The organism is Synechococcus sp. RC10A2 (assembly GCF_047502605.1).
In genome coordinates this window covers 1-15,054 of record NZ_JANSHP010000114.1, presented here as the reverse complement: position 1 = coordinate 15,054, position 15,054 = coordinate 1, and the positions used below count along the sequence as shown (strand labels likewise).

Here is a 15,054-nt window from a genome sequence, read left to right as displayed (position 1 = left end):
CCGGCTGACCACTTTTAGCGAGAACTTTCCAAGTTGATTGTCTGCTTTACGGTTTAGTTTGGATGCAACTTATGGCGATCTCAACCAACTCTCTATCTCCTAACTTTTCTCCATCGACAACTTCGGCTCAAGCTGAGGCCGAACATTACCTCTGGATCTGCACCACCTGCGGATCTCGCTGGGTGAACGGCCAAAAAGAAGGGACTAGCAAAGGAGAAATGCTCCTGGCCGCCTTGCAATCGCAAGTGCTCAATTCCCAATTGCACCTGAAGCCAGTTGCCTGTATGAGCGGCTGCAGCCATGCCTGCGTGATTGCCCTAGCAGCCCCGGGGAAGATGACCTATGTCTTTGGCGATCTCGATCCAAAAGATGTAGAGCCAATCTTACAAACGGCGGAGCTGTATTTGACAAAGCCCGATGGGATCCTGCCCTGGGCAGAGCGCCCCATCAAAAAGGGGGTGATTGCCCGCATTCCGCCAATCCAATAGGAGCAACCTATGGCCGCTTTCAGTCCCTGGATCACGCCCTTAAACCAGACTTGGCAAGAGGTTTCCCCCACCGGCTGGACAACCGTTTACGAAGGGATCCCGGCTCACATCGACTGTCTTGGGCCATTGCTCTATGAGCTCTTTCAGGAGCGCTGGGCCGAGATCCAAGTGGGCCAGGTGGTGGAGGGAGGAGTGCTGGAGGCGGCCTTCAAGGATCCCCCTGCTCTCTGTGTGCTCTACGACGGCTATTTGACCGTGGCCACCGAAACTTGGCATTTGCACCTGTGTCTAGAAGAGCACCAGGGCGGCCCCTACAGCAGAACTCCACCTGAGCTGCGCCGCAAAAGATTGGTCGGCCGCGCCGCCCTCTATCGCCGCCTCAATCCGCAGGGCCAGCCTCGCCAATGGGGGATCCAATTTTGGAACGGAGCAGAGGAATCGCTGCTGCAGATCTTTTTGCCCAGTCCCTTTTTGGGGCCAGGAGAAGACTACCTGCCCGAAGGCAAAGCCGACTATCAGAAGCTCTCCCTTTATGAACGCCTGCGGGCCATTTACGTCGAGGGAAAAGAGCGGATCCCGTATGAAGATAACCCCCTCAAGCGGCCCTATTTGGCGGTTTGCCGTTCCAGCCGCTGCTATCCTTCTCGCCACTATCAGCCCGTTGTGGAAGCTCTGCAATCGGCCCTGCGGGAAGCCAATTTGGATATTCAGGTCATTACTTCCGGATGCCTAGAAGTCTGTCAACAAGGGCCGGTGGTTTTTTACTCCGGAGATCGCACCTGGTACAAGCGGGTTACCCCCCAAGTAGCGCGGCAAATTGTCCAGGAGCATCTGCTAAAGAACTGCCCCTTGAAAGCTCACCTTTTTCCTGGAGATTAGCCTATGGTTAGCCTACAAGCTCTTGTCCAGTCCATCCCCAAGCCTCGCCGCGGGATCCCAGAAGTAATTTGGATCCAAGCCAGCCGAGATCTAGCCCAAGGTCGATTTTGGCCCAGCCTATTTACCACCATCGGCTGCCTGAGCAACATTGCCTATACCTGCACGCTTCCTTTTGTAACTGTTGGCATCATCGCGGGCACCACGTTAACTCGCCAAAGGGCAATTATTAGCGCTTCGATGATTTGGCTGGCCAACCAAATCTTTGGCTACACCTGGCACAACTATCCCCGTACACCTGATTCTTTTGCTTGGGGGTTGGTCTTGGGGATCGGCACGGTGGGGGTCGCTTTTGCTGCCGGCTACCGACCTCTGTTTTCTCAGTCCAAACCTATTAGGCCAAGGCAATTGCTGCTGAACTATCTTTGGATCCCAGCCATGCTGATCCTAGGGTTCCTTGCTTTTGAAGGGCTGATCTTGGCAGCCGGCCTGGTTCTGGGCGGAACGGAGGGCTTGACCCTGCCCATCTTGGCCAAGATCTGGCTGGACAACTGGCTGTGGACGGGATTTTGGCTTGGGATCCACGCGCTGCTGGCGTGGGACAGAGGACGCCGGTTGTGGTGGGAGAGGGGAAACTTCGCTGATCTGGAGCATCCCTAAGGGAGATCCAGGCCACAATGGGGGTGACCTGTGCCAGAAGGGATCCCTTTGCAGCCTGCTCAACTCGATTGTGGCGGGAGCGCTTTCCGCCTGTCTCTCCTTTCTCCTTGCCAGCGTCTGCTGCTGTTTAGCGGCAAGGGGGGCGTAGGCAAAACCACCCTCACCTGTGCCCTGGCCCGTCACCTGGCCCAGGCGCAACCAGAGCGCCGTCTGCTGCTCCTGTCCACCGATCCGGCCCACTCCCTGGGGGATGTGCTGGGGATCCCGGTGGCCGACGTTCCCCAGCCCCTGCCGGATTGGCCCAACTTGCAGGTGCGGGCTCTCCAGGCCGAGGTGTTGCTGCAGGATTTCAAGCAGACCTACGGCCCGGCTCTGGAGCTGATTGCCGAGCGGGGCAGTTGGCTGGCCAAGGAAGATCTCCTGCCCCTTTGGGATCTGGACTGGCCGGGGGTGGACGAGCTGATGGCCATCTTAGAGGTCAACCGGCTGCTGGCGGGCCAAGAGGTGGATACAGTTATCCTGGATACCGCCCCCACCGGCCACACCCTGCGGCTGTTGGAACTGCCCGACTTTCTCGACAATTTGCTGGCGGTGTTTGCCACCTTCCAGGCCAAGCACCGCGAGGTTGTCCAATCCCTCACGGGCGCCTATCGACCGGATGAGGCCGACGCCTTCCTGGCCCGCTTGCAGAGCGAGCTGGAGGGGGGCAAAGCCCGCCTCACCGACCCGGAGAGCACTGCCGCCTGGCTGGTGCTGATCCCGGAGCCGTTGAGCGTGGCGGAGACGCGCCGCTTTTGTCAACAACTGCAAAGCCGCCGGGTGCCCATTGGCGGCCTGTTGGTCAACCAGGTGTTGTTGGGAGCCAGCGGGAGAGCGTCGTCTGGGATCCCGCCGTCCCCCCTCTACCTGGCCCGCCAGCAGGAACAGCGGCGCTGGCTAAAAGCGCTCCAAGAGGAGCTGCCTGGCTATCCCATCTGGGTTTGTCCCTATCAACTGGAGGAGCCCATTGGGCCGGCGGCCCTGGACAAGCTGGTGCAGCAGCTTCGTCCCTTGCCAGAGGTGCTGCTGCAGTTGGAAGAGATTCCCGCTAGCCCAGGGGAGCCTGTCGGCGGGATCCCCTCCCCCCCAAGGGTGGCCCTGCCAGATTTTTTGGCCCAAGGGATCCGCCTGCTGCTGGTGGGAGGCAAAGGCGGGGTAGGCAAGACCACGGTGGCCGGGGCGCTGGCCTGGAACTTGGCCCAACGCCATCCCGACCGGCAGCTCTTGCTGGTCTCCATCGACCCGGCCCACTCGCTGGGGGATCTGTTCGGGGTGAAATTGGGGCAAGATCCGCTGCCGCTGCTGCCCAATTTGCTGGGGCAGGAGATCGAGGCGGCGGCAGTGCTGGAGCGCTTCCGGCAGGAGTACCTGGAAGAGGTGGCGGCCATCTTGGCCGGCGAAGGGACGGCGGGGGTGGAGGTTCAGTACGACCCGCAGGCCTGGCGGCAGCTTTTGCAGATGGCTCCACCGGGCCTGGACGAGGTGATGGCCCTGCTGACGGTGCTGGAGCAGGAGGCCAGCGGCCAGTTCAACCTGGTGGTGGTGGATACAGCCCCCACCGGCCATCTCCTGCGCTTTTTGCAGATGCCGCAGGCCCTGGAAGGTTGGGTCAGCCTGGCCCTGAAGCTGTGGCTAAAGTACCGCGACGTGGTGGGCCGGCCAGAATGGGCGCAGCGGCTGCGGGATCTCTTAGGCCAGGTGCGGCAGCTCCGGCAGCGGCTGCGGGATCCCCAGTTTGTTAGCTTTATCCCCGTCTTCAACCCGGAGCAGGCGGTTCTGGCGGAAACCGAGCGCCTTCTGGCGGAACTGGATGCCCTGGGGATCCCTCATCCCTACGCCGTTCTCAATCGGGTTTGGCTGGAGGAGGCCACCCCCTTTGGTGCAGCGCTGCGGCGCCGCCACCAGGCCATCTTGGCCCAGTTGCCCCAGCGATTCTCCCAGCAGGCCATTGTCACCGTCCCTTTTCTGCACCCACCCAGCTTAGAGGCCATCGGGGCTTACCTGCTGGCTTCCTCTAGCCCGATGTTGCCAGAAACCTCCACCTAGCGCCTGGCAGAGCCGCTAGCCTGGAAAAGGTGCCAGTGCGGCTTTTCCCCCTCACCTTGCTGCTTTTGCCTATGGTGTTCAACCTCCCCCTGCAAGCCATTCCTCTGTTCTCCATCGCAGCGGCCATCCTGTTGGTGTACCTGCCTATGGGCGTGGTGGGCTATGCCCGCGCCCGCGTCGGCTACGATCCCCATGCGCCCCGGGCAATGTTCGACCGGCTGCCTCCCTACGGCCAGCGGGCTACCTGGGCCCACGCCAATGGCTTCGAGGCCCTGGGCACCTTTGCGCCCTCAGCTCTAGTAGCCTACGTCACCGGCCCCCACCCGGATCCCTGGCTGTTTGGCCTCAGCGGCGATGAAGGGGTGGCCGTGCTCTGCGGCGTGTTTCTGCTGGCGCGGCTGCTCTACAACTTCTTCTACATTGGCGACATTCCCATCGGGCGCTCCCTCTCCTTCTTGGTCGGGTCGCTGGCCACGCTGGGCCTGCTGCTCATTGGCCTGTTGCCGTTTCTGGGCCAGAACCTGGCCTAGCCGGGCAGTTGCAGGGAAGACAGGGCCACCCCAGCCCGGTGGGCCACCACCACGCCAATGGCCTCTAGGTAGGAGCTAACGGCCACATGCGGGATCCCCAACTGGCGAGGGTGGACCTGCATCACCGTGGCGTTCTCTTCGACAGCGATAAACAGGGGCGGGCGGGGGCGGCTAGCTAGGTAAAGCAGGCCGGGGCCGCCAAAGGCAGTGGCCGGGGCAATGACGCTGTCCACCTGCTCCGCGGTCAGGTCGCCCGGCTGGGGGGGATCCCCCCTTCTGATAAACTGGGGGGCATAGCTCAGCCCCGCCAAAACGGAGGGCAGGAAGGTAAACCCCACCTCTTCGGCGGCGGCGCGGGGGTGGACCGGCTTAGGGGCGGGATCGGGGTAGAAGGCGGGGGCGTGGGCACAGGGGATCCCCAGCTCTCGCACCACCAGGTGGCTGAGGATGGCCTCGGCCCCAGCCAGGGGATCGACCCCCTGCCCCTGCTCGTACCGGCTGAAGTCCAGATCGTCGGGGAAGCGGGCCACCACGGCAAGGGCCTCGGCTCCCGCGCAGAGCAGCTCGCGGGCGGCCTCCAGGAGCGCCTCGGGATCCTCTAGGGATCCCTGGCTGGCCCCGGCAGGGGAGAAGCTGACGGCAACGCCCAGGGGTCGAGGAGTCAAGCGCAAGGGGCCGATGTCCAGCCCCAGCGTGGCCTGGGCGGCCTGCAGAACGTGCAGGTGGCGTTGGCGCAAGTCTTCTGGGATCCCGGCATCCAGCACCACCCCGACGCGGTTTTGCCGCACCGGCCTGAGGAACCACTCCCCGGCACAGAAGCGATCCAGGCCGTACCCTTCCACGTAGAGCACATTCCCCATCGGCCAAAACAGGGTGGCGCCGTTGAGCACATTGGGATGGGTGATGAGGCAGTCGACTGCAGCGGCCAAGGCGCGGGCCACCGGCAGGGCATCGCCGGCAAAGCCACCCACGCGGGCCCCAATGCCCGTGGGAACCAAAAGCAGCGCCGTGTAGGGGCGACCCATTGGCCACTTGGGAGGACTAGACCTGGGACAACAGCTGCTGCGCCAGCGCCTCGGCCCGCCGCACGCAATCGCCCAGGGCCACGCCATCGAGGTAGTTGGCGCATACCCAGATCCCTGGCGTCTGGGAGGCCAGGTGGGCCTGCACCTGGGCTATGCGTTGCCGGTGGCCAAGGGTGTACTGGGGGATGGCGCGGGGCCAGAGACGTTCGCCCAGGTAGACGGGCTCGGCGCGGCGGGTGAGCAGAACCTGGCTGAGCTCCTCGTGGGCAAGTTGGGCCCGCTCTTGAGGAGACAAAGCCGTGAGGGGCGGGATCCCCCGCCGGCGGGCCAAGGCCGCATCGGTGGCGCCGCCCAGGAAGCTGAGGAAGCTGTGGTAGCCCTGGGGAGCCCGCTCTGGAAAAAGGCAGGAGGCCCAGATCGTGCCCAGGGTGCGCAGGCCCTGGGAACGGGGGATGAGGTGGCCAAAGCCCCGCAGCGGCTGGGGCAGGGCCTCTTGGGGATAGGCCAGAGCCACCACCGCCACCGGCGGATAGAGGATCTCGGCCAAGAGCTGGCTGGCCGGGGGGTTGAGCTCCTGTAGCAGCGCGGCAGCCTCGTAGGCGGGGAGGGCCAGCACCACCTGGCGGGCAGCCACCCAGCGGGATCCCTCTGGGGTCTCAAAGCCCACCCAGTAGAGCTCTCCCGCCCGCTTCAGCTGCAGCGCTCGCCAGCCCAGCCGCAGGCTGTCGCCCAGCTTTTGGGCTAGGGCCTCTGGCAACTGCTGCAGCCCCTGCCTCAGATTGCCCAGTTGGCCCCGTTTGGGCGGGGGTTGGATGGCCGCAGGAGAAGGCTGGGGTCTTTGGCGCAGAGCCTGCAGGGCGCCGGCAAAGAGGCTGCCATAGCGCTCCTCCAGGCCCGCCACGCGAGGGAAAGCCGCCACGGCGCTGAGCTGATCCGGATCCCCCGCATAAACCCCCGAGGTAAAGGGCTCCACCAGGCGCTCGGCCACTTCGGATCCCAGTTGTCGCCGGAAAAACTGCCGCACCGTTTCCTCGCGTCCTGGCGGCGGCGGGACAAACCCCAACAAGCCCTGCAGAGCCCGCAGCTTGCCGCCCACGCTGAGCAGCCGTGATCCCAGGGCTGCCGCGGGGCTCAGAGGCACCGGCAACAGCGCTCCTTCCCAGTAGATGTAGCGGGGCAGCTTGGCATCGGCCAGCACCAGTTGGTCGGCCAGGCCCACCTCGGCAATGAGGTTGAGCAGGGCAGGGGTGGGGGTAAAGCTATTGGGGCCTTCCTCCCAGCGGTAGCCGTCTTTGGACTGGGTGGAAATGCAGCCGCCGACGCGGGAGCTGGCCTCCGCCAGGAGCACCGCTTGAGGGGATCCCCCCCTAGCCGATAAACCCTGCTGCAGGCGCCAGGCCAGCGTCAGGCCGCTGATGCCCGCCCCAATGACCACCACCTCCGCGTTAAGGGGTTCAGGGGTTGCAGGATTCACTGCCGCTTCCAAGGTGTTTTTCCTCCATCACGTCCGGGGGGCCAATCTTCGTTAGCGCAGTACGCGAAATAGGCTGGGGATCTCGGCCACCTGGGGAAGCTGCTGGATCTCGGCCAGCGCCTGGCGGCAGTCGGCCTCGCGCACGCTGTGGGTGAGGATCACAATCTCCGCCAACTCCTGGTGGCACTCCTTTTGGGTGATGCTCTCCAGGCTCACCCCGTGCCGGCCAAAGCAGGTGCCGATGGCCCCCATCACCCCCGGCCGATCCTGGGCCAGCACTCGCACGTAAAACTCCGACTGCGCCTCTGCCAGCGGCAGCAAGGAGGCAACAGGAGGGGAGGCGGCAAAGCCCCACAGGGGATTGGGCAACTGAGCCCCCGTCTGCAGGTGGGCAAGTAGGATAAGCAGATCCCCGAGCACCGCGCTGGCGGTTGGCCCCCGGCCCGCCCCTGGCCCTGAGAGCACCACTTGCCCCAAGGGATCCCCTTGCACCCAGACGGCGTTGTCCACCCCGTGGATGTTGGCCAGCGGGTGGGTAACCGGCAGCAGGGCGGGGTGGACGCGAATATCCAGGGTTGGTTCACCTCCCTGCCCCTCGGCCCTTTGGGCGATGGCCAAAAGCTTAAAAGTATAGCCCCACTCGCGGGCGTAGCGGATGTCGGTGGAGCTGATGCTGCCGATCCCTTCGCAGGGGATGGCCTGTCGCGGTACCGACACCCCAAAAGCCAGGCTGGCCAGAATGGCGATCTTGTCCGCCGCATCCCATCCTTCCACATCGGCGCTGGGATCCGCCTCGGCGTAGCCGCGGGCCTGGGCCTGGGCCAGCGCTTCGGCAAAGGAGCTGCCCTCCTGGGTCATCTGGCTGAGGATGAAATTGGTGGTGCCGTTGACGATGCCCCAGACCGCCTGGATGTGGCTAGCCCGCAGCGACTGTTGCAAAGCCTGGATGATGGGGATCCCACCCCCCACCGCTGCCTCCAGCAACACCGCCACCCTGGCCTGGGCGGCAGCCTGGAAAATCTCCTCGCCATAGCGGGCAATGACCGCCTTGTTGGCTGTGATCACCGGCTTGCCGTGGTCGATGGCCTTTAGGATCAGGCTGCGGGCCGGCTCCAAGCCGCCCATGAGCTCAATCACCGCGTCAATTTCGGGATCCGACACAATCCCCTCTAGGTTCGTGGTCAGGCGCTCGGGCGGGATCGCCACCTGCCGCGGCTTGTCCAGGGAGCGCACCCCCACCGCCGCAATCTCAACTGCCTGCAAGAGGGGGTGAGGAGGGCGCTGTAGAATCTCGACCACGCCCGTGCCGACCGTACCCAGCCCCAATAGCCCAACCCGATAGACCACAGCCGCTCCCTCGGGCCCAAAGACTTTCTTACCTTTACCAGGTTGACACACTCTTGGCCCCCTAGGGCGAGATTTTGGCCATCCATCCCCAAGGGCTTCAGGAGGAAGGCGCGCCGAGCCAGGCGCAGGGATCCCTCGCCGCAGGGGCAGTGCTGGTTTGGAGTTTATGCTGAAGGAGGGATCCCTTTCTCTCATAGCCCTCATGTCCAGAACCTGTACCATCTACCGCCGCGCCCACTTTGCCGCCAGCCACCGCTACTGGCTGCCGGAGCTCTCCGAAGCTGAGAACCTGGCCCGCTTCGGCTCCCACGCCCGCTTTCCCGGCCACGGCCACAACTACGGGCTGGAGGTGGGCTTGACGGGGGAGGTGGATGAGTACGGCATGGTGCTCAACCTCTCCCAGGTCAAGCAGGTAATTCGGGAGCGGGTGATTCAAGAACTGAACTTCGCCTACCTCAACCAAGTCTGGCCAGAGTTTGCCCAAACCCTGCCCACCACCGAGTTCATTGCCTACACCATCTGGCAGCGCCTAGCCGACGCGCTGCCGCTCAGCAGTGTGCGCCTCTACGAAGATCCCCAGCTTTGGGCCGAATACCGAGGAGAAGCCATGCAAGCCTATTTGACCGTTGCCACCCACTTTAGCGCCGCCCACCGCTTGGCCCTCGATCACCTCAGCCTGGAAGAGAACACTGCCATCTACGGCCTCTGCGCTCGCCCCCACGGCCACGGCCACAACTACGGCCTGGAGATTACCGTCAAGGGATCCATCGACCCGCGCACAGGGATGATCGTGGATTTGGCAGCTCTGCAGCGGGTGATTGAGGAGCAGGTGGTGAAGCCCCTGGATCACACTTTCTTGAACAAAGACGTCCCCTACTTTGCCCAGGTGGTGCCCACCGCCGAAAACATCGCCCTCTACGTCCAGCGGCTGCTGACTTTGCCCCTGCGCGAGCTGGGGGTGCAACTGCATCGGGTTCGCCTGCAAGAGAGCCCCAACAACAGCAGCGAAGTCTACGGGGAGTTTCCGCTAGAGGAGCTGGGCGCAGCTACCGCTGCCACCACATACCCCGCGAGCGAGGGCAAGAGGGATCCCTCCGAAGTGGAGCCCCTGGCCGCCGGCAGGGCTGAGCCAGCCGCCTATGCTGGATCTGGTTAAGCTGAGCGGGCAGATTCCCGCCTTTGCCCGCCACCTGCAGCAGGAGTCGAAGGCCAACCAAGAGCGTCTGCGCCTGGCCTTGCAGGAGTTTGCCCGCCTGCAGCGAGAACCCCAAACCTGGCAGTCGCGCTGGGCGGAGTGGAGCTCCCATCTCGCCTTTACCTGCGCCAGCCCCGCCGAGCCGCCGGAAACCTGGGGATCCCTGCCCAAAGTCGAGCCCTTGCAGGGGCCGCACACGGTGGTGGCCACCGACGGCTCCCAGATCCTGCCCAGCCACCACGAGATTGCCTACTGCTCGCTCATCAACATCGGGCGGGTGGCTCTCCACTACGGCACGCAAGAGTGGCCGCTGCTGGACAGCCAGCCCCTGCTGATCTACGGGCAGGAGCCCTTTGCTCAACCTGAGCGATCCAACTCTCTTCCAGGAACAGCCCTCCACCCTCTTCGCCACCGACCCAGCCGATCGCGTAGGCAGGCCGTAGGCCTTGGGGAAGAAGATCGCGGGGAGGGGGGGGAGATTGCGTTGGATGCCGAAGCGGTGCTGGCTTTGCGGCGGGCTCAGGCAGAGCTGGAGGAGCTGGCCCAATTGGCCCTGCCGCTGCCTAGGAGTCGCCCCGTGCTAGCGCTGCTGGATGGATCCCTCATCCCCTGGGGGCTGGAGCCGCTGCCCAAGCCAGCCCAGCGTCCCTGGCTGGATCCCATCCTGGCAACTCTGGAGCAGTTGCGGGCAGCTCGCATCCCCCTGGTGGGCTACATCAGCGCTTCCCGCAGCAGCGAAACCCTCAACTATCTGCGCCTGGGGTTGTGTCCCTACCTGGGCTGCGACTGCTATCGCTACTGCGCCGGCGAGAAAACTCCCCCCTGCCAGCCCTTTGCCCCCCTAGCAGATCGCGTTTTTTGGGGATCCCTGCTGCAGCCGGGAGAGCGCAGCCCCCTCTGGCGCAGTGGCGCCAGCGTCTTGGAGACTTTTGGGGAACACCACATCCACTGCTGTTACTTGAATGTCGGCGCAAACCCTGGGGAGGGATCCCTGCCGGAGATCGCCCGGCTAGAGTTTCCCGCCTGGGTGGCTCAAGACGCCGAGTTGCTGCAGCGGGCCCTGGCCGGAGTGCTAAGCCAGGTGCAAAAGGGCTTTGGCTACCCCATCGCCCTGGCGGAAGCCCACCATCTGGCCGTGGTGCGCAGCGGGGATCGGCAGCGCTTCTTCGCCTTGATCGAGCAGGAGCTGATCCGCGCCGGCCTGCGCCATGTAGCCGTCTCCCGTAAGGAAGCCCAGAAGCGAACCGGCATCGCCTAATTGGTGCCAGTGCTGCAAAACCCTTCCTCCCTACCTCCCCTCTCCCTCAGGGAGAGGGGCTGGGGGTGAGGGCTCCCCCTGGGAGAGGGGCTGGCGGTGAGGGGTTAAAATCACCCTGTCAGACCCAAAACCGCATCGCCTACCGGGATCCCTGGCACCCCAGAAAAGGCTGCAGCCTATTGAGGGGATCCCTGTTCAACGGTTAGGGTTGCCAAGGTGTCCAAATCCTGTCTCTGTTGCCGATATGATGAGCCAAGCCCCTCTGCGCAGCCTCGTCTCTCCCTTAACCTACAACCCCCTCTGGTACAAAGACGCGATCATCTACGAGCTACCGGTGCGCGCCTTTTTCGACAGTGATGGCGATGGCGTGGGCGACTTCCAGGGTTTGACCGAAAAGCTGGACTATTTGCAGGATCTGGGCATCACGGCCATCTGGCTGCTGCCCTTTTTCCCTTCCCCGCTGCGGGATGATGGCTATGATGTTTCTGATTTTACCAACGTTAACCCCGCGCTGGGCACCCTAGAGGACTTTAAAATCTTTCTAGATGCCGCCCACCAACGCGGGATCCGCGTCATCATCGAGCTGATCCTCAACCACACCTCCGATCAGCATCCCTGGTTTCAGCGGGCTCGGCGCGCCGCCCCCGGCACCCCTGAGCGGGACTTCTACGTCTGGAGCGACACCCCGGAAAAGTACAAAGAGGCCCGCATCATCTTTCAAGACTTTGAAACCTCCAACTGGGCCTGGGATCCGGTGGCCAAGGCCTACTACTGGCATCGCTTCTACTCCCACCAGCCGGATCTCAACTACGACAACCCCGCCGTGCAGAAGGCCATCTTCGAGGTGGTGGACTTTTGGTTGAGCATGGGGGTGGACGGCCTGCGGCTGGACGCCGTGCCCTACCTATACGAGCGGGAGGGAACCAACTGCGAGAACCTGCCGGAAACCCACGCCTTCCTCAAGGCCCTACGCAAATACATTGACGAAAGATATCCCAACCGCATGCTGCTGGCAGAAGCCAACCAGTGGCCGGAAGATGCTGTGGCCTACTTCGGCGACGGGGACGAGTGCCACATGGACTTTCACTTCCCCCTGATGCCGCGGCTGTTCATGGCCATCCAGATGGAGGATCGCTTCCCCATCATCGACATCCTGCAGCAGACTCCCCCCATTCCCGAAACCTGCCAGTGGGCCATCTTCCTGCGCAACCACGACGAGCTCACCCTGGAGATGGTCACTGACGAGGAGCGCGACTACATGTACCAGGTGTACGCCAAGGATCCCAACGCGCGGGTCAATCTGGGCATCCGCCGCCGCTTGGCGCCCCTGCTGGGCAACAGCCGCCGCCGCATCGAGCTGATGAACAGCCTGCTGTTTTCTCTGCCCGGCACGCCGGTCATCTACTACGGCGACGAGATCGGCATGGGGGACAACATCTACTTAGGGGATCGCAACAGCGTGCGCACGCCGATGCAGTGGAGCGCCGACCGCAACGCCGGCTTCTCTCGGGCTAACCCGCAGAAGCTCTACCTGCCCATCGTCATCGACGCCGAGTACCACTACGAAACCGTCAACGTGGAAGCGCAGCGGAACAACCCCTATTCCCTGTGGTGGACGATGAAACGGATGATCGCGGTGCGCAAGCGCTTCCAAGCCTTTGGCCGGGGCTCTTTTGAGCTGCTGCACCCGGAAAACCGCAAGGTGCTGGCCTTTATGCGGGCCTACGGCGACGAGCGCATCCTGGTGGTGGCCAACCTCTCCCGCTACGCGCAGTTTGTGGAGCTGGACTTGGCCCACTGGGAGGGGCTGATCCCGGTGGAGATCTTCGGGCGCACGCCGTTTCCTCCCATCGGCCAACTGCCCTATTTCCTGACCCTGGGCCCCCACTCCTTCTACTGGTTTTCCCTCGAGCCGCAGCGACAAACGGAGCGGATCCACCCCAGCCACAGCAAGCCAGAAGAGTTGGATCGCCTGCCCACCCTGCTGGTTCAAAACGGCAGTTGGGAAAGCCTCTTCCAGGGGGAAAGCCAAAAGCAGGTGGAGGCGGTGCTGGGCGACTACCTCTACCGCTGCCGTTGGTTCGGCTCCAAAGCCCGCCAGATCCAGTCGGCCCAGATCTTGGATGCCATTCCCTGTAACCGGGAAGGGGATCCCCCCTTTCGGGGCCAGATTTTGCTTTTGCAGGTCGAGTTTACCGAGGGGGAGGCAGAACTCTACTCTTTACCCGTGGGCTATGCCATCCAGGAGGCGGCCATGCACCTGCGCGTAGAGGCGCCCCAGGCGGCGATTGTCCCTGTGCAAGTGGCTGGGGAGCCGCCGGGCGTGCTGTTCGACGCCCTGGCCGATAAAAGCTTTTTGTCGTTGCCGCTGCAGATCATCGCCCAGCAGGGCCGTCTGCGCCACTCCTCAGGGGAGCTGTGGGCCACCACCTTTGCCCCTTTTGAGTACCACCTCGGCCTGGAACCCCGCATCCTCAAGGCGGAGCAGAGCAACACCTCGGTGGTCTACGGCAGCCAGTACATCCTCAAGTTCTACCGCAAGGTGGCCGAGGGGGTAAATCCAGAGCTGGAGATCGGCCGCTATCTGCTGGAGCACCATCCCCAGGTGCGGGTGCCGCGGCTGTTGGGATCCCTGGAGTATCGCCGCCGCCGTGGGGCGCGGGGCTTTGATCCCGGCGATCAGCCCATCACGTTGGCCATCTTGCAGGAGTACATCCCCAACGAGGGGGATGCCTGGCACTACACGCTGGACAGCCTGGGGCAGTTTTTCGAGACGGTGCTGGTTCATCACGCAGAGGCGGAAGCGGTGCCCGTGCCGCGGGGATCCTTTCTGGAACTCTCGCACCTTCCCTTGCCGGAGCTGGCCTACGCCACCATCGGCAGCTACCTGGAGTCGGTGCGGATCTTGGCCAAGCGCACCGCCGAGCTGCACCTTGCCTTGGCCGCCGACACCGAGAACAAGGACTTTGCCCCCGAGCCCTTCTCCAGTCTCTACCAGCGCTCCATCTATCAATCGATGCGCAATTTGGTGGGGCAGGTGTTTCCGCTGCTCAACAAGCAGATCCCCAAGCTGCCCGAACTGGAGGCTAAGTTGGCCCGCACCGTTCGCGACCAAGAAGGGGGGATCATGAGCCGCTTCCGCCTCATCCTGGAGCGGAAGATCACGGCTTTGCGCACCCGCTGCCATGGGGATTACCACCTGGGCCAGGTGCTGTTTACCGGCAAGGACTTTGTCATCATCGACTTTGAAGGGGAGCCGGCCCGGTCGCTAGGAGAGCGCCGCCTCAAACGCTGCCCCCTGCGGGATGTGGCGGGAATGCTGCGCTCTTTCCACTACGCCGTCCACACCGGCTTGCGCCAGCAATTGGAAAGCGGGCTGGTTTGCGGGGACAAGTGCCCTGACATGATGCGCTGGGCCCAGTTTTGGCACCGCTGGGTCTGCGCCGCCTTCTTGGCCGAATATCTGCAGGTGGCTTCTCAAGGGGCTTTTCTGCCCCGCAGCCCGCAGGAGCTGGAAGTGCTGCTCGAGGCCTACCTGCTGGAGAAGGCCATCTACGAGCTGGGCTACGAGCTCAACCACCGCCCCGAGTGGGTGGAGATCCCGCTGCGGGGGATCCTGCAGTTGCTGGGCATTTCCACCAAGGTCTGAGGGATCCCAGATGTGCGAACGGTTTAGCCTGGCAGTTGCCCCCGAACGGCTGCAGCAGCATTTTCCAATCGAGAGGGGGGCAGTTGGGGCGCTCCAGCCCCGCGACAACATCGCCCCTTCTCAGCCGGTGCTGGCGGTGGTGGCGGGATCCCTGCAGCGTCAGGCAGTCCATTTCCGCTGGGGCTTGATCCCCAGGTGGAGCCAAGCTCCCCAGGCTGGGTGGATCAATGCCCGCGCCGAGACGGTGGCCGAAAAACCCTCTTTCCGCCAGGCCTTTTGCCGCCGCCGCCTCCTGATCCCGGCAGATGGCTTCTATGAGTGGGTCGGCCGGGGCAAGCAGGGGAGGCAACCCTACTGGTTTTACCTAGTGGAGCGACTGTTGACACTCCCACCCAGGGGATTCTTACGCAGCCCACAAAAGAACCCGTAACGGCGTTGTCAAAGCGCCTCTAGACAGTTCCTTCACG

12 protein-coding genes are annotated in these 15,054 nt (G+C 63.6%); 9 read left to right on the top strand and 3 right to left on the bottom strand.

Features of this window, described 5'->3' with window-relative positions:
• Positions 1 to 71 precede the first annotated feature (71 nt).
• The 5 genes from NW848_RS15625 to NW848_RS15605 are packed head-to-tail and all read left to right on the top strand — an operon-like array spanning position 72 to position 4,639.
• On the top strand, positions 72 to 488 hold the full coding sequence (locus tag NW848_RS15625; protein WP_011429979.1) for a DUF1636 domain-containing protein: 417 nt from the start codon (positions 72 to 74) through the stop codon (positions 486 to 488).
• Positions 489 to 497: 9 nt separating this feature from the next.
• A complete protein-coding gene (locus NW848_RS15620; protein WP_011429978.1) occupies positions 498 to 1,367 on the top strand; it encodes a (2Fe-2S) ferredoxin domain-containing protein in 870 nt (289 codons plus the stop codon).
• A 3-nt stretch (positions 1,368 to 1,370) separates the two neighbouring features.
• Complete coding sequence (locus NW848_RS15615; RefSeq protein ID WP_011429977.1) at positions 1,371 to 2,024, top strand: hypothetical protein; 654 nt, start codon at positions 1,371 to 1,373, stop codon at positions 2,022 to 2,024.
• 30 nt (positions 2,025 to 2,054) lie between these two features.
• Positions 2,055 to 4,109, top strand: coding sequence for an ArsA family ATPase (locus NW848_RS15610; RefSeq protein ID WP_414511359.1), 2,055 nt, complete (start codon positions 2,055 to 2,057; stop codon positions 4,107 to 4,109).
• A gap of 56 nt (positions 4,110 to 4,165) precedes the next feature.
• Positions 4,166 to 4,639, top strand: coding sequence for an MAPEG family protein (locus tag NW848_RS15605; RefSeq protein WP_414508244.1), 474 nt, complete (start codon positions 4,166 to 4,168; stop codon positions 4,637 to 4,639).
• On the opposite strand, the gene NW848_RS15600 is transcribed toward NW848_RS15605, so the two are convergent.
• From NW848_RS15600 to NW848_RS15590, 3 genes are read right to left on the bottom strand one after another with little or no spacing between them, the layout of a single operon-like run.
• Positions 4,636 to 5,664, bottom strand: coding sequence for a DUF3326 domain-containing protein (locus NW848_RS15600; RefSeq protein WP_414508245.1), 1,029 nt, complete (start codon positions 5,662 to 5,664; stop codon positions 4,636 to 4,638). The genes NW848_RS15605 and NW848_RS15600 overlap by 4 nt on opposite strands.
• Positions 5,665 to 5,680: 16 nt before the next feature.
• Positions 5,681 to 7,150, bottom strand: coding sequence for a protoporphyrinogen oxidase (gene hemG / locus NW848_RS15595; protein ID WP_414402723.1), 1,470 nt, complete (start codon positions 7,148 to 7,150; stop codon positions 5,681 to 5,683).
• 39 nt (positions 7,151 to 7,189) lie between these two features.
• Complete coding sequence (locus NW848_RS15590) at positions 7,190 to 8,485, bottom strand: homoserine dehydrogenase (RefSeq protein WP_414508246.1); 1,296 nt, start codon at positions 8,483 to 8,485, stop codon at positions 7,190 to 7,192.
• Between the two features lie 202 nt (positions 8,486 to 8,687).
• On the opposite strand from NW848_RS15590, the gene NW848_RS15585 reads away from it, so the two are divergent.
• The 4 genes from NW848_RS15585 to NW848_RS15570 all read left to right on the top strand — a co-directional run bounded on the left by NW848_RS15585 (position 8,688) and on the right by NW848_RS15570 (position 15,017).
• Positions 8,688 to 9,641, top strand: a complete 954-nt coding sequence (locus NW848_RS15585; protein WP_099813206.1) for a 6-carboxytetrahydropterin synthase — start codon at positions 8,688 to 8,690, stop codon at positions 9,639 to 9,641.
• Complete coding sequence (locus NW848_RS15580; protein ID WP_011429970.1) at positions 9,625 to 10,938, top strand: DNA double-strand break repair nuclease NurA; 1,314 nt, start codon at positions 9,625 to 9,627, stop codon at positions 10,936 to 10,938. The genes NW848_RS15585 and NW848_RS15580 overlap by 17 nt, the downstream gene beginning before the upstream one ends.
• Before the next feature lie 244 nt (positions 10,939 to 11,182).
• Positions 11,183 to 14,587 carry a maltose alpha-D-glucosyltransferase gene (treS, locus tag NW848_RS15575; RefSeq protein ID WP_240527908.1) on the top strand — a complete coding sequence of 1,135 codons (3,405 nt, stop codon included), beginning with the start codon at positions 11,183 to 11,185 and terminating at the stop codon, positions 14,585 to 14,587.
• Between the two features lie 10 nt (positions 14,588 to 14,597).
• Positions 14,598 to 15,017: an SOS response-associated peptidase gene (locus tag NW848_RS15570; protein WP_414403024.1), complete on the top strand. Its 420-nt coding sequence runs from the start codon at positions 14,598 to 14,600 to the stop codon at positions 15,015 to 15,017.
• Positions 15,018 to 15,054: the final 37 nt, after the last annotated feature.